This window comes from Cecembia rubra (genome assembly GCF_003014575.1).
Taxonomy (GTDB): domain Bacteria; phylum Bacteroidota; class Bacteroidia; order Cytophagales; family Cyclobacteriaceae; genus Cecembia_A; species Cecembia_A rubra.
On sequence record NZ_PYGF01000003.1, the window covers coordinates 108,349 to 132,005 of the forward strand.

General features: G+C 41.0%; 22 protein-coding genes and 4 tRNA genes. 6 read left to right on the forward strand and 20 right to left on the reverse strand.

From position 1 onward, the window contains the following. Positions 1–33: 33 nt before the first annotated feature. From rpoB to CLV48_RS07480, 13 genes are all read right to left on the reverse strand, one after another. Positions 34–3,909, reverse strand: coding sequence for a DNA-directed RNA polymerase subunit beta (gene rpoB / locus CLV48_RS07420; RefSeq protein WP_106566651.1), 3,876 nt, complete (start codon positions 3,907–3,909; stop codon positions 34–36). Between the two features lie 157 nt (positions 3,910–4,066). Then, positions 4,067–4,453 carry a 50S ribosomal protein L7/L12 gene (gene rplL, locus CLV48_RS07425; protein WP_106566652.1) on the reverse strand — a complete coding sequence of 129 codons (387 nt, stop codon included), beginning with the start codon at positions 4,451–4,453 and terminating at the stop codon, positions 4,067–4,069. A gap of 42 nt (positions 4,454–4,495) precedes the next feature. Next, complete coding sequence (gene rplJ / locus CLV48_RS07430) at positions 4,496–5,038, reverse strand: 50S ribosomal protein L10 (RefSeq protein ID WP_106566653.1); 543 nt, start codon at positions 5,036–5,038, stop codon at positions 4,496–4,498. A 2-nt stretch (positions 5,039–5,040) separates the two neighbouring features. Then, the gene (rplA, locus tag CLV48_RS07435) at positions 5,041–5,739 is read right to left on the reverse strand and encodes a 50S ribosomal protein L1 (protein ID WP_106566654.1); all 699 of its coding nucleotides are present in this window, start codon (positions 5,737–5,739) and stop codon (positions 5,041–5,043) included. A gap of 10 nt (positions 5,740–5,749) precedes the next feature. Beyond that, entirely contained in the window at positions 5,750–6,193 is a 444-nt protein-coding gene (gene rplK / locus CLV48_RS07440) for a 50S ribosomal protein L11 (protein WP_106566655.1), read from the reverse strand. Positions 6,194–6,196: 3 nt separating this feature from the next. After that, positions 6,197–6,754, reverse strand: coding sequence for a transcription termination/antitermination protein NusG (gene nusG, locus CLV48_RS07445; RefSeq protein ID WP_106566656.1), 558 nt, complete (start codon positions 6,752–6,754; stop codon positions 6,197–6,199). Between the two features lie 17 nt (positions 6,755–6,771). After that, positions 6,772–6,960: a preprotein translocase subunit SecE gene (gene secE / locus CLV48_RS07450; RefSeq protein ID WP_106566657.1), complete on the reverse strand. Its 189-nt coding sequence runs from the start codon at positions 6,958–6,960 to the stop codon at positions 6,772–6,774. Between the two features lie 18 nt (positions 6,961–6,978). Continuing rightward, a tRNA-Trp gene (locus CLV48_RS07455) sits at positions 6,979–7,049 on the reverse strand. Between the two features lie 111 nt (positions 7,050–7,160). Next, complete coding sequence (gene tuf, locus CLV48_RS07460) at positions 7,161–8,348, reverse strand: elongation factor Tu (protein ID WP_106566658.1); 1,188 nt, start codon at positions 8,346–8,348, stop codon at positions 7,161–7,163. A gap of 60 nt (positions 8,349–8,408) precedes the next feature. After that, positions 8,409–8,480: transfer RNA gene (locus CLV48_RS07465), tRNA-Thr, on the reverse strand. A 31-nt stretch (positions 8,481–8,511) separates the two neighbouring features. Then, a tRNA-Gly gene (locus tag CLV48_RS07470) sits at positions 8,512–8,584 on the reverse strand. Between the two features lie 47 nt (positions 8,585–8,631). Continuing rightward, a tRNA-Tyr gene (locus tag CLV48_RS07475) sits at positions 8,632–8,714 on the reverse strand. Between the two features lie 154 nt (positions 8,715–8,868). Continuing rightward, positions 8,869–11,472: a M1 family metallopeptidase gene (locus CLV48_RS07480; RefSeq protein WP_106566659.1), complete on the reverse strand. Its 2,604-nt coding sequence runs from the start codon at positions 11,470–11,472 to the stop codon at positions 8,869–8,871. A gap of 50 nt (positions 11,473–11,522) precedes the next feature. On the opposite strand from CLV48_RS07480, the gene CLV48_RS07485 reads away from it, so the two are divergent. The 5 genes from CLV48_RS07485 to CLV48_RS07505 all read left to right on the forward strand — a co-directional run bounded on the left by CLV48_RS07485 (position 11,523) and on the right by CLV48_RS07505 (position 14,852). Then, positions 11,523–12,017: an acyl-CoA carboxylase biotin carboxyl carrier protein subunit gene (locus tag CLV48_RS07485; RefSeq protein ID WP_106566660.1), complete on the forward strand. Its 495-nt coding sequence runs from the start codon at positions 11,523–11,525 to the stop codon at positions 12,015–12,017. Positions 12,018–12,117: 100 nt separating this feature from the next. Then, positions 12,118–12,828, forward strand: a complete 711-nt coding sequence (gene pyrH, locus CLV48_RS07490; RefSeq protein ID WP_106566661.1) for a UMP kinase — start codon at positions 12,118–12,120, stop codon at positions 12,826–12,828. A gap of 11 nt (positions 12,829–12,839) precedes the next feature. Beyond that, positions 12,840–13,400, forward strand: coding sequence for a ribosome recycling factor (frr, locus tag CLV48_RS07495; protein ID WP_106566662.1), 561 nt, complete (start codon positions 12,840–12,842; stop codon positions 13,398–13,400). Positions 13,401–13,472: 72 nt separating this feature from the next. Continuing rightward, positions 13,473–14,051: a sugar O-acetyltransferase gene (locus CLV48_RS07500; protein WP_281261104.1), complete on the forward strand. Its 579-nt coding sequence runs from the start codon at positions 13,473–13,475 to the stop codon at positions 14,049–14,051. Between the two features lie 27 nt (positions 14,052–14,078). Further along, a complete protein-coding gene (locus CLV48_RS07505) occupies positions 14,079–14,852 on the forward strand; it encodes a class I SAM-dependent methyltransferase (protein WP_106566663.1) in 774 nt (257 codons plus the stop codon). Positions 14,853–14,905: 53 nt separating this feature from the next. Here CLV48_RS07505 and CLV48_RS07510 read toward each other — a convergent pair whose 3' ends face one another. Further along, complete coding sequence (locus CLV48_RS07510) at positions 14,906–15,700, reverse strand: purine-nucleoside phosphorylase (RefSeq protein ID WP_106566664.1); 795 nt, start codon at positions 15,698–15,700, stop codon at positions 14,906–14,908. A 130-nt stretch (positions 15,701–15,830) separates the two neighbouring features. Beyond that, positions 15,831–16,667 carry a purine-nucleoside phosphorylase gene (locus CLV48_RS07515; RefSeq protein WP_106566665.1) on the reverse strand — a complete coding sequence of 279 codons (837 nt, stop codon included), beginning with the start codon at positions 16,665–16,667 and terminating at the stop codon, positions 15,831–15,833. 121 nt (positions 16,668–16,788) lie between these two features. Here CLV48_RS07515 and CLV48_RS07520 point away from each other — a divergent pair, with 121 nt between their 5' ends. Beyond that, complete coding sequence (locus tag CLV48_RS07520; protein ID WP_106566666.1) at positions 16,789–17,313, forward strand: NADPH-dependent FMN reductase; 525 nt, start codon at positions 16,789–16,791, stop codon at positions 17,311–17,313. A 1-nt stretch (position 17,314) separates the two neighbouring features. Here CLV48_RS07520 and ftsZ read toward each other — a convergent pair whose 3' ends face one another. The 5 genes from ftsZ to murG all read right to left on the reverse strand — a co-directional run bounded on the left by ftsZ (position 17,315) and on the right by murG (position 23,655). Beyond that, complete coding sequence (gene ftsZ / locus CLV48_RS07525; RefSeq protein ID WP_106566667.1) at positions 17,315–18,973, reverse strand: cell division protein FtsZ; 1,659 nt, start codon at positions 18,971–18,973, stop codon at positions 17,315–17,317. Positions 18,974–19,075: 102 nt separating this feature from the next. Continuing rightward, positions 19,076–20,392 (reverse strand): cell division protein FtsA, encoded by a 1,317-nt coding sequence (gene ftsA / locus CLV48_RS07530; protein WP_106566668.1) that lies wholly within the window; start codon positions 20,390–20,392, stop codon positions 19,076–19,078. A gap of 11 nt (positions 20,393–20,403) precedes the next feature. Further along, complete coding sequence (locus tag CLV48_RS07535; RefSeq protein WP_106566669.1) at positions 20,404–21,159, reverse strand: cell division protein FtsQ/DivIB; 756 nt, start codon at positions 21,157–21,159, stop codon at positions 20,404–20,406. Further along, the gene (gene murC / locus CLV48_RS07540) at positions 21,143–22,546 is read right to left on the reverse strand and encodes a UDP-N-acetylmuramate--L-alanine ligase (protein ID WP_106566670.1); all 1,404 of its coding nucleotides are present in this window, start codon (positions 22,544–22,546) and stop codon (positions 21,143–21,145) included. The genes CLV48_RS07535 and murC overlap by 17 nt, the downstream gene beginning before the upstream one ends. Beyond that, positions 22,543–23,655, reverse strand: coding sequence for an undecaprenyldiphospho-muramoylpentapeptide beta-N-acetylglucosaminyltransferase (gene murG, locus CLV48_RS07545; protein ID WP_106566671.1), 1,113 nt, complete (start codon positions 23,653–23,655; stop codon positions 22,543–22,545). The genes murC and murG overlap by 4 nt, the downstream gene beginning before the upstream one ends. Positions 23,656–23,657: the final 2 nt, after the last annotated feature.

The following is a 23,657-nucleotide window of genomic DNA, read 5'->3' on the forward strand; positions in this document are numbered from 1 at the left end:
ATGTTAAGGGCCTTGCGGCCCATTAAATTAAAATTAGTCAAGGGTAATTTCTAGAGCAAGACCTCTCAGCTCATGAACCAATACGTTGAAGGATTCCGGAATATTTGGTTTCGGAAGATTTTCTCCTTTCACGATGGCCTCATAGGCTTTAGCCCTACCTACCACGTCGTCAGATTTCACAGTCAAGATTTCCTGCAACACATGGGATGCACCAAATGCCTCCAATGCCCAAACCTCCATTTCTCCAAAACGCTGACCACCGAACTGGGCTTTACCACCCAAAGGCTGCTGCGTTATCAATGAGTATGGACCTATGGACCTTGCGTGCATTTTGTCATCCACCAAGTGGCCTAGTTTAAGCATATAGGCTATACCTACAGTCACCGGCTGATCAAATTTCTTACCGGTCAACCCATCGTATAGATATGTCCTACCGTAAGCTGGCAATCCTGCTTCTTCCAATTCGGCAGATACCTCTTCCATGGTTGCGCCATCGAAGATTGGAGTAGCATATTTCTTGCCAAGTTTAAATCCTGCCCAAGCCAATACAGTTTCGTATATCTGACCAATGTTCATCCTTGAAGGTACACCCAGAGGGTTCAAAACAATATCCATTGGCGTACCGTCTTCCAAGAATGGCATGTCTTCATCTCTCACGATTCTGGCAACAATACCTTTGTTACCGTGACGTCCTGCCATTTTATCCCCAACTTTCAACTTACGCTTCTTAGCGATGTATACTTTGGCCAATTGAACGATCCCCGCAGGCAATTCGTCTCCCACTTCAAGGGTAAACTTGTCCCTCTTAAATCTACCGGAGATTTCATTCCTTGAGTTAACATAGTTCTTAACCAATTGCTGGATAAGCTTGTTGGTATGTGCATCTTCTGTCCAATCATCCAAGATGATGTCTGAAATCAAGTTAGCCTCTTCAGGCACATTGTAGTTAGACTCATCTCTGTATGGGTTTTTGGATGGGAAGAGATTTTGCTCAATGTTTTTGACATTGAACTTCACTCCTTTGCTTATGATTTCGTCACCAAATTTGTGTTTTACTCCCTGAGAAGTCTTTCCATCAAGCAAAGTCACCAATTTGTTGATCATTTTGGCACGGATGCCCAAAAGATCCTTAGCGTATTGAGACTTCAACTTCTCAACTTCTGCTTTGGATTTCGCTCTAAGGTCCTTGTCTTTTTTAGGTCTGGAGAACAATTTGGTTTCGATAACCACACCGTTCAATGAAGGTGAAGCTTTTAGAGAAGCGTCTTTCACATCACCTGCCTTATCACCAAAGATTGCTCTCAAAAGCTTCTCTTCAGGAGTTGGGTCAGTTTCACCTTTAGGGGTGATTTTACCGATAATGATATCACCTTCTTTTACTTCAGCACCAACACGGATGATACCATTTTCATCCAAATTTTTCACAGCTTCCTCAGACACGTTAGGGATTTCAGAAGTCAATTCTTCTTCACCTCTTTTTGTATCCCTTACTTCAAGCTGGAATTCTTCAATATGGATAGAAGTAAAGATATCTTCTCTTACTACCCTTTCAGAAATTACGATCGCATCCTCGAAGTTATAACCTTGCCAAGGCATATAAGCCACTCTCAGGTTCTTACCCAAGGCTAACTCACCTTTGTTGGTTGAATAACCTTCCACCAAAACCTGGCCTTTTGTTACCCTAGTACCCTTCAACACCAATGGTGAAAGGTTGATAGTTGTATCTTGGTTGGTCCTTCTGAATTTGATCAGGTTATATGTTTTGTACTGGTCACTGAAGTTAACCAATAATTCATCATCAGTAAGATCATACTTAATGGTGATTTTATTGGCATCTACATATTCAACCACACCATCAGCTTCTGCCAAAATAAGTGCTCTGGAATCAGTAGCTGCTTTAGCTTCCAAGCCAGTACCTACAATTGGAGATTCAGGTCTCAACAATGGAACAGCCTGACGCTGCATGTTGGATCCCATCAATGCACGGTTAGCATCATCATGCTCCAAGAATGGAATTAAAGAAGCGGCCACAGATACAATCTGATTTGGCGCGACGTCCATGTAGCTAATTTCTTTTGGTTCCAGCACAGGGAAATCACCTTCAAATCTTGCTTTTACCTTTTCATTGATGAAGTTACCTTCAGTGTCCAAAGGTGCATTAGCTTGGGCGATGTTATTGTCATCCTCTTCTTCAGCAGTAAGGAAGACGATATCAGAAGCATCCATGCTTACTTTTCCATCCTTTACTTTTCTGTAAGGGGTTTCCAAGAAGCCCATGGAATTTACTTTTGCATGAACACATAGGGAAGAAATCAGACCGATGTTTGGTCCTTCCGGTGTTTCGATAGTACAAAGACGGCCATAATGGGTATAGTGAACGTCTCTAACCTCAAATCCGGCTCTTTCTCTGGAAAGACCACCTGGTCCCAATGCAGACAACCTTCTTTTATGCGTAAGTTCTGCAAGAGGGTTGGTCTGGTCCATAAACTGAGAAAGCTGGTTGGTACCAAAGAAGGAATTGATTACAGAAGAAAGCGTACGGGCATTGATAAGATCTACAGGTTTGAAGTCCTCATTGTCCCTTACGTTCATTCTTTCCCGAATGGTTCTGGCCATTCTTGCAAGACCCACACCAAACTGGCTGTAAAGTTGTTCACCTACTGTCCTTACCCTTCTATTGGAAAGGTGGTCAATATCATCCACTACTGCTTTGGAGTTGATCAATCCGATCAAGTATTTAACAATGCTGATGATATCTTCGGTGGTCAGTACAATTTTTAAAGGATCTATATTTAGACCCAATTTTTTATTGATCCTATATCTACCTACTTCACCCAAATCATATCGTTTATCAGAGAAGAAAAGTCCGTGAATTACTTCGCGGGCAGTAGCCTCGTCAGGGGCTTCTGTATTTCTCAATTGACGATAGATTACTTCAACTGCCTCTTTTTCAGAGTTGGAATTATCTTTTTGTAGGGTATTATAGATTATTGAGAAGTCAGCTACATTCACATCTTCTCTATGGAGAATAATGGACTTAGTACCTGAATCAAGGATCAAATCAATATCTTCATCTGTCAGAACGGAATCCCTTTCCAACAAAACTTCATTTCTGTCAATGGAAACTACCTCGCCGGTATCCTCATCTACAAAGTCCTCAACCCATGTTCTAAGCACACGGGCAGCAAGTCTTCTTCCAGCTACTTTCTTGAGATTATTTTTTGTGGCTTCAATTTCTTCTGAAAGCCCAAAAAGATCCAGAATTTCCTTATCAGAACCAAATCCGATAGCTCTTAATAGAGTAGTAACAGGAAACTTTTTCTTACGGTCAATGTAAGCATACATGACATTGTTAATGTCAGTTGCGAATTCTATCCAGCTACCTTTAAAAGGGATAATTCTGGCTGAATACAATTTTGTACCATTGGTATGCTTACTTTGGGCAAAGAACACACCTGGAGATCTGTGAAGTTGGGAAACGATTACCCTTTCAGCACCATTGATAACAAAGGAGCCTTTTTCCGTCATATAAGGCAGGTTTCCTAAGAATACCTCCTGCTCGATCGTTTCGAAATCTTCATTGTCCTCATCATGACAAAGCAATCTAAGCTTTGCTTTGAGTGGTACGGAATAAGTCAATCCTCTATCGATGCATTCCTCTACACTATATTTTGGAGGATCTACTGTATAGTCAATAAATTCAAGGGTGAAATTTTCCCTGGAGTCAGAGATAGGGAAATTTTCAGAAAACACCTTGAAAAGACCATCCTGTCTTCTTTTTTCAGCAGGTGTATCAAGCTGAAAAAAGTCTTTGAATGATTGTAATTGGATATCTAAGAAATCCGGATAGTCTTTGACTACCTTTATTGATGAGAAACTTTTCCTTACGGTTTGATTCTGGATAGCCAAGGCAGTATATGTTTTTAGTGAAAATAAATAACCAAAAGCGACAATTTTCGCTTAGAATAGTGCAATTTTATACCTGTGCACAAACAGGAAAAGACCTGACTATACAGTCAGGTCTAATCGTATAACCATATCCTAAAGTAAGGACAGGTTATTCAAATTACTTAATTTCTACTTCAGCACCAGCTTCTTCAAGAGACTTCTTCAATGCGTCAGCCTCATCTTTAGCGATACCTTCTTTTACTGCTTTAGGAGCGCTGTCAACTAGTTCTTTGGCTTCTTTCAAACCAAGACCTGTCAATTCTTTTACAAGCTTCACAACAGCTAGTTTCTGAGCACCAGCAGATTTCAAAATAACGTCAAAAGAAGTTTTTTCTTCTTCAGCAGCAGCTTCACCAGCACCGGCTCCACCAGCAGCAGCTACCATTACAGCACCAGCTGCAGCAGGCTCAATACCATACTGATCTTTAAGGATATCTGTCAATTCTTTAACTTCTTTTACAGTCAAGTTAACCAACTGTTCTGCAAGTTGTGTAAGATCTGCCATTTTATTTTTAATTTAATTTGTTTTTTGAATGATTTGATAAACTTATTTTTCTTCTCTGTCAGCTAGGGTCTTCAATACACCTGTGATGTTATTTTGACCGCTTTGAAGAGCAGACAGAAGGTTTTTAGCAGGGGACTGCAGCAATCCAATAAGATCACCGATCAATTCCTGCTTAGATTTAAGCGTAGACAACATTTCAAGGTTAGCTTCACCAATGAATACATCAGAATCGATGTAAGCTCCTTTGAATACAGGTCTATACTCTTTTTTACCTTGTTTTTTTCTGAAATCCAACAATACTTTTGCTGGAAGGTTACCGACTTCTTTAGAGAAAATAATACCGGAGAAACCCTTTAAGGCCTTTTCTGCAAAACCTTTGTAGTCCCCATCAAGGGTTTCCAATGCTTTTGCGATCAAAGTGTTTTTGTACACTTTGTATTCAACACCTCTTTCAAAACAAGTTCTTCTGAAAGCATTTACCTCAGCTACTGTGAATCCAGAAGCATCTGTGATATAGAAGTATGGATTTTCTTTGAACTTCTCGGTAAGACTTTCGATTATTTGTGATTTTTCTTCTCTAGTCATGATTAAATACCTTGAATACTTCCTTTATCTACTTTCACTCCAGGAGACATTGTACTGGATAGGTGAATGCTTTTGAAATACGTACCTTTAGATGAAGCAGGCTTAAGCTTTGCAATTGTATTGATAAGCTCTTTTACGTTATCCTGAATTTGTTCAGGGGTGAAAGAAACCTTACCTATACCAGCATGGATGATACCGAATTTATCAACTTTAAAGTCGATTTTACCAGCTTTCACCTCTTTTACTGCTTTACCTACCTCTAAAGTAACAGTTCCGGACTTAGGGTTTGGCATCAAACCTCTTGGACCCAAAACTCTACCTAGTCTACCAACTTTGGCCATTACGTTAGGCATGGTGATAATCACATCGATATCAGTCCAACCACCTTCGATTTTGGCAATATAATCGTCAAGACCCACATAGTCTGCACCAGCTTCCTTAGCTTCTTCTTCTTTGTCAGGCGTGCAAAGCACCAATACCCTCACGTCCTTGCCGGTACCATGAGGAAGTGCAACAACACCTCTCACCATTTGATCAGCTTTCCTTGGATCAACGCCCAAACGGACATCGACATCAACAGAAGCGTCAAATTTTACATTCGTGATTTCTTTTACAATGGAAGTAGCTTCTTCTAGGGAGTACTGCTGGCTTGGGTCGTACTTAGAAAGAGCTTCTTTTTGCTTTTTTGTTAACTTAGCCATAGTATATTAATTATTCCTCCCAAGGAGCTTTACCAGAAACAGTGATACCCATACTTCTAGCGGTACCTGCAATCATTTTCATGGCAGATTCCACTTTGAAAGCGTTTAAGTCAGGCATTTTAACCTGAGCAATTTCCCTAACCTGATCCCAGGTAACGGAACCTACTTTTTTCCTGTTAGGCTCTGCTGAACCACCTTTCAATTTCGCAGCTTCCAACAGCATGTTTGCAGCCGGAGGAGTTTTTACAACGAATTCAAAAGATTTGTCAGAGAAAACAGTAATCAAAACAGGCAATACCTGACCCATTTTGTCTTGGGTACGGGCATTAAACTGCTTACAGAACTCCATGATGTTCAGACCCTTGGAACCAAGAGCCGGACCTACTGGAGGCGATGGGTTTGCCTGGCCACCTTTCACTTGTAATTTCACATAACCAGTGATTTCCTTAGCCATTTCTTAATCTTGTTTTTCTACTTGTATAAAGTTTAATTCGACAGGTGTATTTCGACCGAAGATCTTCACCATTACGTTAAGCTTCTTCTTGTCTTCAAACACCTCTTCTATTGTCCCCGAGAAACCACTAAAGGGACCGTCCATTACTTTTACGGTCTCTCCGACTATAAATGGCGTATCGAGTTTTTCCGCAAACTCATCAATCTCCTCAACACGACCTAAAATCCTGTTGACTTCTGATTGTCGTAATGGCTCAGGGGTTTTGGAAGCTCCCCCTTGGTTTGAACCTAAAAAACCGATCACACCCGGGATACTTGTAATTACGTGATTAGCCTCACCGTGGCTCAAATCCGCATTGACCAAAACATAGCCAGGAAAGAAATTTCTTTCTCTCACTCTCTTTTTGCCATTGCGCATTTCGTAAACTTTCTCGGATGGAATCAATACTTCAGGAATGTATTCCTGAAGTTTGGCCCTGACAATTTCATTGTCCAAGTAAGACTTGGTCTTCTTCTCTTGTCCAGCCACCACCCTAAGTACGTACCACTTATGTTCAGCCATCAGTAATTATAATTCGATTAGAATAGATCGTAAAACCATTTCATCAGATTCTCGAACCCTAGGTCTATCGCACCAATAACCAGAGCGAAGATCAGAGAAGCCACAATCACCAATACGGCGCTGTTTTGTAAAAACGAATAAGAAGGCCAAGTAACCTTGTTCTTCATTTCGTCGATGGATTCGATGACAAAACTTTTAATATTCATGGTTTACTTCATTAATAGCACGGGCAGAGAGATTCGAACTCCCATCAACGGTTTTGGAGACCGCTATTCTGCCATTGAACTATGCCCGTAGAATAATTGGTTCCCAAAAGGAACGCAAAGGTACTTAGATAAGGATTAAGAAACAAATGCGATCCCAAAAAAATTCAGGATCGCATTTGCAATTATATGTATCTCAATGATTAGTCAAGAATTTCAGTTACCTGACCAGCACCTACAGTTCTACCACCTTCACGGATAGCGAAACGTAGACCTTTTTCAAGGGCAACTGCGTTCAACAAATTCACTTCGATTGTTACGTTGTCACCTGGCATAACCATTTCCACGTTCTCAGGAAGTTTGATTTCACCAGTTACGTCTGTAGTTCTCAAGTAGAACTGTGGACGATATTTGTTGAAGAATGGAGTGTGACGTCCACCTTCTTCTTTTGACAATACGTAAACTTCAGCTTTGAAGTGAGCGTGAGGAGTTACAGAACCAGGCTTACAGATAATCATACCTCTTCTGATCTGAGACTTCTCGATACCTCTCAACAACAAACCTACGTTGTCACCAGCTTCACCTCTGTCAAGGATCTTACGGAACATTTCCACACCAGTAACAGTAGATTTCAAGCCTTGAGCACCCATACCGATGATATCTACAGGATCACCAGAGTTGATGATACCTCTTTCAATTCTACCAGTAGCTACAGTACCACGGCCAGTAATAGAGAATACGTCTTCAACAGGCATCAAGAAATCTTTGTCGATTAGACGCTCAGGAAGCGGAATATAGTTATCAACAGCATCCATTAATTGCATAACTGTATCTTCCCACTTAGGCTCACCATTAAGTGCACCTAGTGCAGAACCAGCAATAACTGGAATGTTATCTCCATCAAACTCATAGAAAGAAAGCAATTCTCTTACTTCCATTTCAACAAGTTCAAGAAGTTCTGGATCGTCAACCATGTCCACTTTGTTTAAGAACACTACAAGAGCAGGAACACCTACCTGACGGGCAAGAAGGATGTGCTCTCTAGTTTGTGGCATAGGTCCGTCAGTAGCAGCTACTACAAGGATAGCGCCGTCCATCTGGGCAGCACCGGTAACCATGTTCTTCACATAGTCAGCGTGACCTGGACAGTCAACGTGTGCATAGTGTCTGCTAGCAGTCTGATACTCTACGTGAGAAGTGTTGATGGTGATACCTCTTTCTTTTTCTTCTGGAGCGTTGTCGATAGAAGAGAAATCTCTCATTTCAGAAAGACCTTTCTTAGCCAATACTGCGGTGATGGCAGCAGTCAAAGTAGTCTTTCCATGGTCTACGTGACCAATCGTACCGATATTTACGTGCGGTTTGGAACGGTCAAAGGTTGCTTTTGCCATGCGTGAAAATCCTCTGTTTTAGTTAAAGATATGTTTTATTTTAAATTTCCAATGTTGAAGAGCCAACGACGGGATTTGAACCCGTGACCCCTTCCTTACCAAGGAAGTACTCTACCCCTGAGCTACGTCGGCTGATAACATTAATATGCTATAAAAAGCATAGAGCGGGAGACGAGGCTCGAACCCGCGACCTGCAGCTTGGAAGGCTGCCGCTCTACCAACTGAGCTACTCCCGCTTTTATTGCTATATGCTATAAGCCTTGTAAGACTTCACCTAGATTTGTGGGGGAAACAGGATTCGAACCTGTGAAGACATAAGTCAACGGATTTACAGTCCGTCCCAGTTGGCCGCTTTGGTATTCCCCCAACTGTTTTTTTGCTAAGAATCTGAAGCGCTAGCAGCTTTTAGTATTCTTAACGGATGGCAAAATTATACCCTTTTCGTAAACATTCAAAATTATGGTAAAAATTTTCATTGGATTTTTTTTGACTACCATTTAATCACATAAAAATCAAGGAATTAATTTTCATCCATATAGGAAGATAGGAAAAATTCCATGTATCTTTTGGCAATTACATCCTCTTCCTTTAGCCAAATTCCCCTTGCCCTTTCCAAAACTCCCTCGGCGTCCACAAAACCAAAAAGCCCCATATATGCTGCTATGCGCACATAATTTGCCCTATGACTTTCTGCCAAACAAGCCAGGTTGTCTATTGCAATTTCTGCCCCTTCACCAGGTAGTTTGGTAAAATAATCACCGTAATATCCCAGATAATAATAAAGCGACTGACCTTTAATTTGCTCCAACTTCTCGTGGAACCAATCTCCCTTTCCAGAGACACCCTCACCTATAAAATACTCTGCTAGTGCTACTATCATTCGGATGTTTTTTTCTTCCATGAATCGTGCAGCAACTTCCTCTCTGTTCATGTTTTCTTCCGTATTTAAATAAGCCCCCAATGCTGTCCCCGCTACATAGTAAGAAGGATGGTTCATCCATCTTAAAAAGGAAGGGGAATATTTCTCTCCATCAATTAAGGCAAGTAATTCGACAGCACCCAACCTTACAGTGTTCTTGGGGTCTTTATCCGCAATTTCAAACAACTTTTCTTCCAGATTATCTATAAAAAGCAACCACTCCGGGTGTTGGGCGATTTTCATGATTGATAGTTCCCTAATGGCCCAAAATTCATCTTCCAAACCTTTACCCATCAATTCGGCAACATCCCTATCATCTGCAAACATACTCGCCAGGCTATCCAATGCCTCATAACGGGCAAGTCCCAAATCCGAAATTCTATATTGATTGATGAAATGTTGCTTTCCCCTGTAAGAAATTTTCTCAGCTAGAATTTCAGCCGCCTCATCCACAAAGAGCGTTGTCACCGGCGACCCATTTTCTATTGCAAATTGCTGCCAGGCCTTTTCCAAAATCAATTCCTTTTCGAAGCGCACGCCTTCTTGGTACCAACTCACTTTAAAAGGCAGCTTATATAATGGTGCACTGCTCAGGTCCTGACGTTGGGCAACAGTAAGCAGAAGATTGTCTGCTTGGCTGTAATCGACTTCATATTCCAATACGGGATGACCGGATTGCAAAAACCACTGATTAAAAAACCAATTCAGATCCTTCCCTGTAACCTCTTCAAATGCCAACCTCAAATCATGAACTTCCACCGAACTGAAAGCATGTTTGTTCAGGTAATGATTCAAAGAGGTGAAAAATGCCTCATCTCCAAGATGTCTCCTGAGCATATGCAATATCCTACCACCTTTGGCATAAGAGTGGCTGTCAAACATGTCTTCCCCATTGTCATGATAAAACCGGATGAGATCCACCTTCTTCTCTCTGGATTCTTCCAGGTATTCTTCCATTTCTGCCACATGATGCATATCTGCATCATCTTTACCGTTTTTGTACTCATACCAGAGGTACTCAGAATAATTGGCAAATGCTTCATTTAAAGTGAGATTGGCCCAGGATTCATTGGTGACATAATTGCCAAACCATTGATGGAAAAGCTCATGGGCGATAATACCATCCCATTCGGAATCTATGGCCTCTCTTTCATTGAGGTTTAGCTCTTCCATAAATACTGAAATTGTAGTATTTTCCATTGCACCTGATACGAAGTCTCTGATCACCACCTGATCATACCTTTGCCAGGGATATTTCACTCCCAATAACTCTGAGAAAAACCCGATCATTTCAGGAGTGTTTCCAAATACCTTTTTTGCTCCTTCTTCAAATTCTTTTTCCACATAATAATTGACCTGCATGTCTTTCCAGGTATCCTTTATTTCGGCAAAATCCCCTACAATGACAGCCGCTAGATAAGGAGCATGGGGAAGATCCATCAGCCAATGATCTGTTCTTGTGCCATCCCCGTTTGATTTACTTGATTGCAATACACCATTGCTCAAAGTGCGGTACTTTTCATCAACAGTTAGCTTTATTTCTTGCGTAGCCCTTTCATTGGGGGAGTCTATGGTAGGAAACCATTTTGAATTGTGTTCGGTCTCCCCTTGCGTCCAAATTTGGATAGGCTTATTTTTTTCTTCTCCTCTTGGATTGATAAAATAAAGACCCTTTGTATCTGTGATTGCTCTACTTCCCCCCCCGGCATTTTCATTGGGCCGGGCAGTATATTTAATTTTTACTTTTATGGTGTCTTCCCTCGTCAAAGTCTCCGGCAGATATAGTGTAATCTGCTTTCCGTTGTACCGAAAATTCAGCGCATCATCCTCTTTGGCATTAACCCTCCATGCATTATGGATTTCAAAATCCTTGGCATCTAAAACAAGTTCATTCTGCGAAAAAAAATAGGGCTTCAATGTTAGTTCTGCCAGTCCATAAACCCATTCATTTTCATAATCAAAAGAAAGGTCAAGAAAGGTATGCAATAGATCAAAATCTCTCCTTCTGGTCTCTCTGTATGCTGAAATCTTATTTTCCAGCACTCCAATCAATTCCTGTTGTTTATTTTTAAGTTCAAACTCCGCCACAGAATCGTCCGCCTCTGTGGATAATTTACTTTCTATAATTGTGGTTTTGGTGCTTTGGCAGGACCAAAAAATAAGCCATATAAGGATCAAACTAAGTTTAGACTTCCAGAATCTCATGAAAATGGTTTTTAAAGATTTATCATATATCTTAGCGCAAAATAATAGAAATGTATTCAGTAAGCATTAAAAATTCAGTCTTTGAGGTAGAAAAGTCTAAGGAGCAATTTCTGGTTAACGGAAAAATCCAAGATTGGAGCATCTCAAAAGTCAGGGAAAGGCACTATCATGTTCTTCAGAACGGCAAGTCTTTTAACCTTGAAGTGGTGCAGGTGGATCAGGAAAACAAAACCATCAAACTTAAACTGAACAATAAGCCTTGCGAACTCACACTGAAGGACAAATTTGATATCCTCCTAGAGAAGCTTGGTATGAACATGCAACAACAAAACTCCGCCAAAGACATCAAAGCACCTATGCCCGGCCTGATTTTCGACATCAAGGTTCAGGAAGGTGATGTAGTAAAAAAGGGAGATCCGGTTCTGATCTTGGAAGCAATGAAAATGGAAAATATCTTGAAGTCCCCTGGAGATGGAACTATCAGAACCATCAAAATCAAAAAGGGAGAAAGCGTAGAAAAAAATCAGGTATTGATCCAATTTTAAGGACTGCCTTTTCAGATTTCTTGATGAAGCAGTTATATTTGTCGGGTTTATCAAATCACAAGATCAATCCCAACTCCTTTTTCAAATTCTTAATTCTAAAATGAAATACAACAGAATATTACTCAAACTGAGCGGCGAGGCGCTGATGGGCGAAAAAAACTACGGTATTGATCCCAACAGACTGGAACAATATGCACTGGAAATCAAAAAAGTAAAAGACTTAGGTGTAGAAATCGCCATCGTCATTGGGGGTGGTAATATTTTCAGAGGAGTACAGGCGGAAAAAACAGGTATTGACCGCGTTCAGGGGGATTATATGGGCATGTTGGCTACTTTGATCAATGCCATGGCCCTTCAAAGTGCCCTTGAACAAAACGGTATGTTTACCCGCTTGATGTCCGGCATCAAGGTAGAAAGTGTTTGTGAGCCATTCATCCGAAGAAGGGCCATCAGACACCTTGAGAAAGGAAGAATTGTTATTTTTGGAGCAGGTATTGGCAATCCTTACTTCACCACCGATTCTACAGCTTCTTTGAGGGCCATTGAAATAGAAGCTGATGTGGTTTTGAAAGGCACAAGGGTAGATGGGGTTTATACAGCTGATCCGGAAAAAGACAAAACCGCTACCAAGTATACCCAGCTGTCTTTTCAGGAAGCATATGAAAAAAACCTGAACATCATGGACATGACAGCGTTTACATTGTGTCAGGAAAACAACCTGCCTATTGTAGTATTTGACATGAATAAGCCGGGCAACCTACAAAAGATAGTAGCCGGTGAGGATATAGGAACTTTAATAACTTCAAAATAATCCAGTAACACATGGAAGAGATTCAATTATTCCTGGACGAAGCCAAAGAGATGATGCAAAAAGCAGTAGATCATACTGCGGCAGAATTGGTGAAAATCAGAGCCGGTAAGGCTATGCCTAATATGTTGGACGGAATCATGGTGCCTTATTATGGATCCCCTACTCCCCTTCAACAAGTAGCTTCTGTCACCACTCCTGATGCCAGGACTTTAGCCATCAAACCTTGGGAAAGGAACCTTATTTCTGAAATTGAGCGTGCTATTATTAACTCTGATCTTGGCCTAGCTCCTCAGAATAATGGTGAAATGGTAATCCTTACTATCCCCCCATTAACAGAAGAACGAAGAAAAAACCTGGTAAAACAATCCAAGCAGGAATGTGAAACCGGAAAAGTATCGATCAGGACAGTAAGAAAAGACATCAATGACTCCCTTAAGAAACTCCAAAAAGACGGAGCACCTGAAGATGAGGTCAAAAGGGCTGAAGATGTGGTTCAAAAGTATACTGATCAATATTCTGCCAAAATTGATGAGCTGCTGACCAAAAAAGAGGCAGAAATCATGACAGTCTAAAATAACCCACTCTGTATAAGTTCTTTCAGGAATATCCTGGAAGAACTTTTTTTTTGATCCCTAACCAGATTTATGATGATCAGAACTGAGAAAGAAAAAATGCTTGCCGGAGAATTATACAATAGCAGGGATCCTGAACTATTAGAAAGGTATCATTTTGCCAGATCCCTTCTGTTGGAATTCAATCAGATGAGTTCCAGAAATCTCAAAAGAAAATCTGAAATACTCACTGAGTTGTTGGGCGAAGTTGGTGAAGGAGTCTGGATCGAAGCACCTTTTTATTGCGATTACGGTGAAAATATCAGGCTAGGAAATAACACCTTCCTGAATTTCAATTGCCTGTTGTTAGATGACAACATCATCAGCATTGGAAAGAATGGATTAATTGGCCCCAATGTACAGATCTATACGGCCACCCACCCTTTAGCAGCCAATGAAAGAATTATTGCTGATCCTGAAGAGCGGTATCTTACCCAGACCAAACCTGTACATATAGGTGATAATGTATGGATTGGAGGCAATACCTTGATTATGCCTGGAGTCACTATTGGAAATAATGTGACCATAGGAGCAGGTTCCCTTGTAACCAAAGACATACCCGATAATAGTCTTGCATTGGGAAGCCCCAGCCGGGTGATTAGAAAGTTGTGATTTCAATTTTATTCGCTAAACAGTCCTATGACAGAAGAAAACAAAAATATCCATGACTTCGATTTTGATTTGATCAGTGATTATTTTTCTCAATTTGAAAGACAAGGTCCGGGTAGTCCTGAAGTCACTATCAAGGCCATAAGCTTTGTCGACAACCTGAGCCCTACCTCAAAGATTGCAGATATTGGTTCTGGAACCGGAGGTCAGACCATGGTCTTGGCTCAACATGTACCGGGACAAATCACTGCTATAGATTTGTTCCCAAAATTTATTGATAAATTGAATGCCCTTGCAACTCAGCTCAACTTACAGGATAGGATAAAAGGCATACAGGGATCTATGGAAAACCTTCCCTTTCAGGAGGAAGAATTGGACCTGATCTGGTCAGAAGGAGCCATTTATAATATCGGTTTTGAGAAAGGGCTAAAAGAGTGGAAGAAATTTTTGAAAATAGGAGGCTACATTGCAGTGACTGAGGCTTCCTGGTTTACCGATAGAAGACCAAAAGAAATTCAGGATTTTTGGGATATGGCCTATCCTGAAATTGACATGATCCCCAAAAAAGTTGCCCAGCTCCAAAATGCCGGCTACATTCCTGTGGCGGTTTTTATACTACCTGAGAACTGCTGGACAGACAATTACTATGTCCCTCAAGCCAAAATAATAGAGGATTTTTTAAATAAGCACAAAGGTAACCCCACCGCCGAGGGACTTATCGCTGAGATCAAAAAAGAAATCCGGTTTTATTCCCAATACAAGGAATATTATGGCTATGTATTTTATATAGGGAGAAAGATTTAAACCTCTTGATTATGTGAGGTGGTCAGTAAAGTCACCTCCTATCTTATTATGTTTTAAACAATTCCCTTCACCAACTTCACCAATTTTTCACCTGCCTGATTGGCTACAGCCACTACTTCTTCGTGGGTAAATTCCTTGGCGACTTTTGGAATGCTCTCATTGGTGATTACCGAAAAAGCAATGACCTGTATCCCCATATGATGGGCGGCAATGATCTCCGGAACCGTACTCATTCCCACCGCATCAGCACCAATAATGCGCATGTAACGGATTTCTGATTTTGTCTCCAATTTAGGGCCTTGTACACCTACATATACACCCTTTCTTAGGGGCATATTCCATGATTGAGCCAACTCAAATGCTTTTTGGGACCAACCAAGATCAAGGGGTTCAGACATATCAGGGAATCTTGGTCCAAATTCATCCGGGTTTTTACCTCTTAAGGGATTATCAGGAAGCAAACTGATAATATCCTCAATAAGCATAATATCACCTGCCTCAAAATCAGGGTTCAAACCTCCCGCAGCATTGGTAACAATTAACCTTTCGAGCCCCAACAACCTCAGGACCCGAAGTGGAAATATTACCTTTTCCATACCATAACCTTCATAATAATGAAAGCGGCCATTCATGGCCACGACTTTTTTGCCCTCCAAATACCCAAAAACCAATTCTCCTGAATGGCCTTCAACAGTAGAAACAGGAAAGCCTGGAATTTGGGCATATGGAATTATATGAAGTATGTCTATCTCTTTGGTAAGGCCACCAAGTCCCGACCCTAAGATTATTCCAGTTTCAGGTGCAAATGAGACTTGGTCTTTCAAATATTGCGCAGCTTCTTTTAGCATAAATTTAATTGTACAAAGTACTGTGTACAAAGTACCATGTTGTTTTTATGGGCTATTGTATGTTGTCGAAACCTTAAGCTTTAAAACTTAATCTATGAAACAATTAATTCAAAACTTCAGCACTCCCCTTTTACACTAACTTGACCAATTCACGGATTATCAAACTCATGCCTGGTTCTGCTTTGGCAGCGGCGGCAAGGACTTCTTCTATCCTGACTTTTTTGATATTGCCAGGGGAGCAAAGGTCCGTAATGGCTGATATGGCAAAAACTGGAATATCCATATGTCTGGCCACTATCACTTCCGGAATGGTACTCATCCCAATGGCGTCACCTCCTATTACCCTTAAATAATTGTATTCTGCTTTGGTCTCTAAGTTGGGCCCTTGAACAGCAGCATAAACTCCCTGATGAACATGGATTTGGTTAGCTTCAGCAATCTTCAAAGCCTTTTGTATTAAAGAAAGATCATAGGGCTCAGACATGTCGGGAAATCTTACCCCAAATTCATCTAGGTTTTTACCTCTCAGGGGATTTTCAGGAAAAAGATCGATATGGTCATTGATGATCATCATATCCCCAATTCCAAAATCCGGATTAAGTCCCCCTGCTGCATTGGAAACAAAAAGGTATTGGATACCCAGCTTTTTCATCACTCTAACAGGAAAAGTCACTTCTTTCATTGAATAGCCCTCATAATAATGGAATCTGCCTTGCATGGCTACAACAGATTTACCTGAGAGCTTGCCAATAATGAGTTTCCCTTTATGACTTTCTACAGTGGAAACAGGAAAATACGGAATCTCCTGATAGGAAATCTCCAATTCAATTTCGATGTTATTGATCAACTGACCAAGACCTGTACCTAGGATAATGCCAACATCCAAAGGCGCATTGAATTTTTGTCGGATGTAATCTAAAGCAAAATTAATTTTATCAGTGTATGAAATATTGGATGCGTCATTCATTGTCCTAAAATTTTGACCAAGGTAAGCAATTAAGCTTTTTTGACCATAAATTTTGAACAAATTGGAAACTAATTGACTTTTGAGATTGTATTAAGCAACATACAATCTGACACCCGGTTTTATGATCAAAATTATTGTAGGTACCAATAGAAAAAACTCCATTTCACTAATTATAGCTCAACTTTATCAGGACATACTGACTCAAAAAGGCACTGAATCCGAAATCCTTAACTTAAAGGATTTGCCACATGACTTTGTTTTTTCAGCATTGTACGATAAGAATGGAAAGAATGAACAATACAATGCTTTTCATGAAAAAGTGAAATCAGGAGACAAGTTTGTTTTTATTGTGCCGGAATACAATGGCTCATTTCCTGGAGTCCTTAAGGCATTTATTGACGGGATGACTTACCCCAATTCCTTTAGGAACAAAAAATGTGCATTAGTGGGAATATCTTCTGGAATAGGCGGGGGTGGCATCGCTTTGAGCCACCTCACCGACATCTTCCATTACCTTGGGATGCATGTACTTGCCCTCAAAATTAAACTGGCTAAAATTGAGGAGCATATGTCAGATAACCTGCTCACCAACAGGCTGTACATGGAATTACTTCAGTCCCAGGCGGAAATGTTGATTAACTTCTAAGTTAATCAACATTATCATGTAAGAACCTATTATTCTTTAAGAACTCATTTTCATCCGTCAGGTTGAACCTGGAGATGCTTCTTTCAGAGCTGTGCTGCACATCAGATAATTTGACTTGCTTACGGACATAAGCCGGCACTTCCAGTTTATCCTTGAACTCTTCTGGATTTTGGTTGTAAGACTTCAGGTTTTTAAGGCGTTCAAAACGCTCATAAGCTTTCTGAATGGCTTTTTGTCTCAACTGCTCATAATAGTCATTGCTATAATGGGCAGGTGTTTCTTCTTTCTTTTCTTCTGCAGTTGGAAATACAGGCCTTTCTTCTCTTTCAGAAGGAAGCTCAAAAACCACTTTTTTGGTTTCGGAAGCAGCAGGTACAAATTCGAATTCACTTTCCTCTGGATCTTCCTCCTCGAAGTCAATTACTTTGCTGACCGGTTCAACTTTTTTCTCTTCGAAAGTGGGCTGGGAAAACTCTTCTGATTTTTTTTCTTCATTGGCCGGAGTGAAGATAGGCTTCTGGAATGTGAAGGTAAAAGTCTGACCTGCTCCTGCCAATGCATCCTCATCCACTTTGGAAGTTTTGCCTGATTCCAGGTCAATTACTTTTTTTATAGATTCCTGCTCTCCAATAGAACTCACCTGTTCAACTTTTACTTCAGTTTCTTTGCTTGGCATCACTTCACTAAGTTTGCCCATTTCAAAGCCAGTAGCGATAACTGTTACTCTAATGCCTTTACCAAGTTCTTGATCAATTCCTTGTCCAAAGATCACATCAGCACTATCGCCTGCTCTTTCCTGAATGTATTCTGTAATTTCGCTCAATTCGTCCATTGACAATTCATCTTCTTCCCCAGACATAATGGAAAGCAAAATTTTCTGAGCACCCTTGATATCCACATTGTTGAGCAGTGGAGAAGCGATGGCTTTTTCTGCTGCTCTTATGGCTCTTCCATCACCTTCTTCAGTTGCAGATCCCATTACTGCAGCACCGGCATCTTTCATGACGGTCTTCACATCTTCAAAATCCACATTCACATCTTGGTGTACAGTGATGATTTCAGCGATTGATTTTGCAGCAGTGGTCAATACATTATCTGCTTTGGCAAATGCTGAACGTATGGCCAAGTTCCCATAAATTTCTCTTAATTTATCGTTCAGAATGACCAATACTGTATCGCAGGTTTCTTTTAAAGCTTCTATGCCTTGCTGTGCTGCCTGCATTTTTTTTCTTCCCTCGAATACAAATGGTGCAGTGACAATACCTACAGTAAGGATATCCATGTCCTTTGCAATTTTAGCAATCACAGGGGCAGCTCCAGTACCTGTTCCGCCCCCCATTCCAGCAGTGATAAACACCATTTTGGTGTTATCGGACAATAAGGTTCTGATATCTTCTTTGCTTTCCAGCGCAGCACTTCTTCCTTTTTCAGGATTCGCTCCAGCACCCAAGCCTTCGGTGAGGTTGGCGCCAAGTTGAAGCTTCAATGGAACTGGACTGCTCTTCAATGCCTGGGCATCGGTATTTACAACCACAAACTCGACATCCTTGATGCCCATATTGTACATGTGGTTCACAGCATTGGAACCACCTCCTCCCACTCCAATCACCTTGATGATTGATTTGTGGTTTTTGGGTAAGTCAAATTGGTAATCTTTCATGTTATCTGACGTTTAAAATATGTTGGTGAATGAATTTTCGTTTAAAATCAGTAAGAAGGGAAATGAAAGGCAAGGCCCTTCATCTCCCCGGTATGATAAGCCCTAGTAATTATTATCTTCTTGGATATCACTAGTGATGATATCTTTTAGTTTTACTCTCATTTTGGTGAAAATATTGGATGCCAAGTCATTGGTTTTCATCCTATTTTCCGGTCTGGCCACAGTTTCATTTTCGTAACGCTTTCTGTAAGTCTCTTCTCTTTCGTCAAAGGATTTGAACCCAGCAAGTACCAAGCCTACTGAAGTGGCATACATTGGACTTTTGATCTCATCAATTTTACATTTGCCCAAGTGCTCGTTTGGATAGCCGATACGCGTATCCAATCCGGTCATGTACTCAAAGAGTTGGGCCACGCCGGAAAGCAATGCCCCACCACCTGTCAACACGATTCCTCCTGCCAATTTCTTATAATGCCCACTGGCAACCAGTTCATTTTGTACATGTTCGATGATCTCTTCCATCCTTGCCTGAATGATTGCAGCCAGGTTTTTGATAGAAATTTCTTTTGGCGGCCTATTTCTCAGGCCAGGGATGGAAACAATTTCATTTGGATTGGCCTCTTCAGCTATAGCTCTGCCAAATTTGGTCTTGAGCAGTTCGGCCTGATTGTGAAGTACCATGCATCCTTCTTTGATATCTGAGGTGATGATGTTGCCCCCCAAAGGAATCACAGCAGTATGTCTTATAATGTTATCATAAAATATCGCAATATCCGTAGTTCCTCCTCCTATATCTACCAGACATACCCCAGCTTCTTTATCCTCTTCGCTGAGTACAGAAAGTGAACTTGCCAAAGGTTCAAGAATCAGGTCCTTGGAAACCAGATTGGCTCTCTTTACACATCTATTGATATTGTTGATGGCCGTGGTTTGTGCGGTGATGATATGGAAATCCGCTTCCAGTTTGGAACCGGACATCCCAACTGGATCTTTGATACCGTCTTCATAATCCACCGTATAATCCTGAGGCATAACATGGATGATGGTATTACCAGGAGGCACGACAATGTTCTCCATATCATTGGCAAGACGCCTCACATCCTCGATGGTGATTTCATCCTGGTTGGACTTTCTGATAATAGAGCCGTGCTGTACCGTACTTTTGATGTGCTGACCCGCAATTCCCACGATCACATTGGCAATGTCAACTTCCGCCATATCGGAAGCATCAGAAACTGCCTTTTGAATCGCATTGACAGTCTTATCGATATTGGTGACAATTCCACGGATCACCCCGTCGGAAACCGCCTTACCCATACCCAAAACTTCAAGCTTTCCAAATTCATTCTTGCGGCCTACCACCGCGCAGATTTTGGTTGTACCAATGTCAAGTCCTACAATAAATTTGTCGTTTTCCATAGCATCATCAATTATTCACAAACAATCTGGCCTTTATATTTTATGTTTACTCTGCTGTAAGTATTCCACCCTTTTTTAGGTAATATTTCCTCATAAAAGAGGCTTATCTTTTTGAACTTGTCTTCAATCTCGGTGGCATCTCCAAATTCAATAACCTGCTTGCCAACCTGCTGGTGCAATCTTATATCTCCTTTTCTGGGTATCTCCAATTCAGTAATCTGAGCTTTCCAAAATGGATCCTTATGGATGAACCGGATGAGTTCCATCATTTCAGGAGCCGCTTCTTCCAGGTTTTCTTTATTCAGCAAACTCTCAGCATAGTTCCCATATAAAATCAGAACCCTGGAGGTATACTTACTGGAAGTAGGGAGGATGATACCTTCTGTGGACACATAACCATCTGCTGCCCTGGGCCTACTGATCCTTGCAATTGGAACATGCTGTTCAATTACCACCTTTAAATTGCCCTTTTGGTCACTGAATACTTCCGCATTCTTAACAAAGGGATGACTCTCCACCTTTTTTTCAATGTTGTAAAGGTTGATTTCAGCCAATGTTGTACCCGGTTCAAGAAGTGGAAACTCAGACTTTATAGTCTGAAGGATATCCTTTTCATCTACGAAATACACATCGCTGACACTTTTTACATAAACCTCCACTCCAGCAAGCCTTCTACCTGCACTTTTATTCTCAATAAACCCGATAAACACCACCAGGATCAGCATGAGCACAAAGAACAAAAAGCCTTTTTTAAACCTGATTTTCATGTTGCTTCATCCAGTTTACAATGGGTGCTACCAACCTATCTATGTCTCCGGCACCTATAGTCACCAAAACCTCAATCTTGGCCTGCTTCAGGTAATCCAAAAGCCCTTCTTTGGTCTTAAGAGACTTTCGTGGAGATTGAATATCATCCATCAGCATGGATGCCGTAACTCCCTCTAAGGGGAGTTCCCTAGCTGGATAGATATCCAGCAATATGACTTCATCTGCAAGGGATAGACTTTCCGAAAACCCTTTAGCAAAATCTCTAGTCCTTGTAAAAAGATGAGGTTGAAATACCGCTGTCAACTTTTTATCCGGGTACATGGCTTTAACAGAACTCAAGAAGGCCCTAATCTCTTCAGGATGATGGGCATAATCATCAATGAATACCCTATCCTCTTCCTGAATCCAAATCTCAAATCTTCTCTTTACCCCTTTAAAGCTGGAAAGCCCTTTACGGATTTCTGACTTTGTTAAGCCATAATCCAAAGCTATGGAGATGGCTGCCAAAGCATTTTCCACATTGTGAAAACCGGGCATTTTTAACTCTAAATCTTCTATTTTGGCCTCAGAACTCACATAATCAAAGTGGAAAGCCCCAGGCATTGCCACAATATTTTCAGCCCTAACTTCTCCTTTATCTTTTCCGTAGATGATGGTCTTCCAAGGTTTGGCCTCAGAAATCCCTAACTTTTCAAAAGCTTTGTAATGGATATAAAGGTGCCCTCCATTAGGTAGCAAGGATATAAAAGCCCTAAATCCTTCCATCATATTTGTATCATCACCATAAATATCCAAGTGGTCAGGATCAGCACTTGTAACTACAGCCACATCTGGATAGAGATGAAGAAAGGATCTATCAAACTCATCTGCCTCTACCACTACGGAAGCTTGATCACCTTCCTCATCATGAAGGATCAAGTTACTGTTGTAATTTTGGGTCAGTCCGCCAAGGAAAGCCGCAATATTTTTACCTCCTGACTTAAGAAGATGTGCAATCATGGAAGAAGTAGTCGTCTTTCCGTGTGTTCCTGCCACTGCGATTGTCCGCATCCCAGAGGTAATCATTCCCAAAACCTCTGCCCTCTTTTTAAGCCTGAAGCCGTGGTCCTTGAAATAATTCAACTGCACAGAATCTTTGGGAATTGCCGGCGTCCAAACTATCAGAGAATTTTTTGAATCCTGAAGCACCTTATCAGGCACTGTTTGCATATTGTCCAAATAGGAAATAACCATTCCTTCTGCCTCTAATTCAGCAGTCAGAGGTGATGGCGTACGGTCATAGCCGCTTACTTTGACTCCGATATGGTTAAACCACCTGGCCAAAGCGCTCATACCGATACCACCGATACCTAAGAAATGGACGCTATGTAAGGATTTCAGATTCATGAGATCATGCTTTCCAATTCCTGAATAATTTCTATTGCCGCATTCGGCTTTGCTAATTTTTTTATGTTTTCCCCCATAGTCGCTGCTTTATTTTTATCAGCAAACAAGGGATCTATTGTTTCTTTCAACTTACCTATGGCTTCAGCATCTTTGAGCATAATTGCAGCATTCTCCATAACAAAGGCCATCGCATTTTTGGTCTGATGATCTTCTGCTACATTTGGGGATGGGATAAATACAACAGGTTTACCTACCAAACTCAATTCTGAAACAGATAATGCCCCGGCCCTTGACACAATTAGGTCTGCTACTGCATAAGCCAGGTCCATTTCTTTGATAAATTCTTTGACATGTATATGTTTCAAGGCTGAGATTTTGACTTTTTCATCCATATCCTCAAAGTAGAATTTACCACTTTGCCACAATAGCTGATAACCCTCATCTTCAAATGCCTTCATGTCAGCTAGAACAGCCCTATTTATGGTCCTTGCACCTAAGCTTCCTCCCAATACCAGAACAGTCTTTCTGTCACTTTCCAGTCCAAAATGCTCCAATGCCTTTTCTCTTTTCCCGGAAAGGTCAAGGATGTCCTTCCTTACTGGATTTCCAGTGTACTTAATCTTGTCTTTTGGAAAAAACTTCTCCATCCCAGGGTAAGCTACACATATCTTATTGGCCCTTTTTGCCAATAGCTTATTGGTAAGGCCTGCATAAGAATTCTGTTCCTGGATCAGTGTGGGAATTCCTTTTTTCTGAGAAGCATACAATACCGGCCCACTGGCATAGCCACCTACACCTACTACTGCTATTGGTTCAAAAGTCTTAATGATATCCCCTGCCATTCTCAGGCTTTTGAGAAGTTTAAATGGAAAGCTGAGATTGGAAAGGCTCAAACTTCTTTGTAAACCTGCTACAGGCAATCCTTTGATTTCGTACCCTGCTTCAGGCACTTTGGTCATTTCCATTTTGCCCTCTGCACCTACAAATAGAATCTCAGCCTCAGGATGAAGCTCCCTCCAGGCATTGGCAATGGCAATGGCCGGATAAATATGTCCTCCGGTACCTCCCCCGCTGATGATGATGCTATATGTCTTCTTCTGCTCTTTCACCT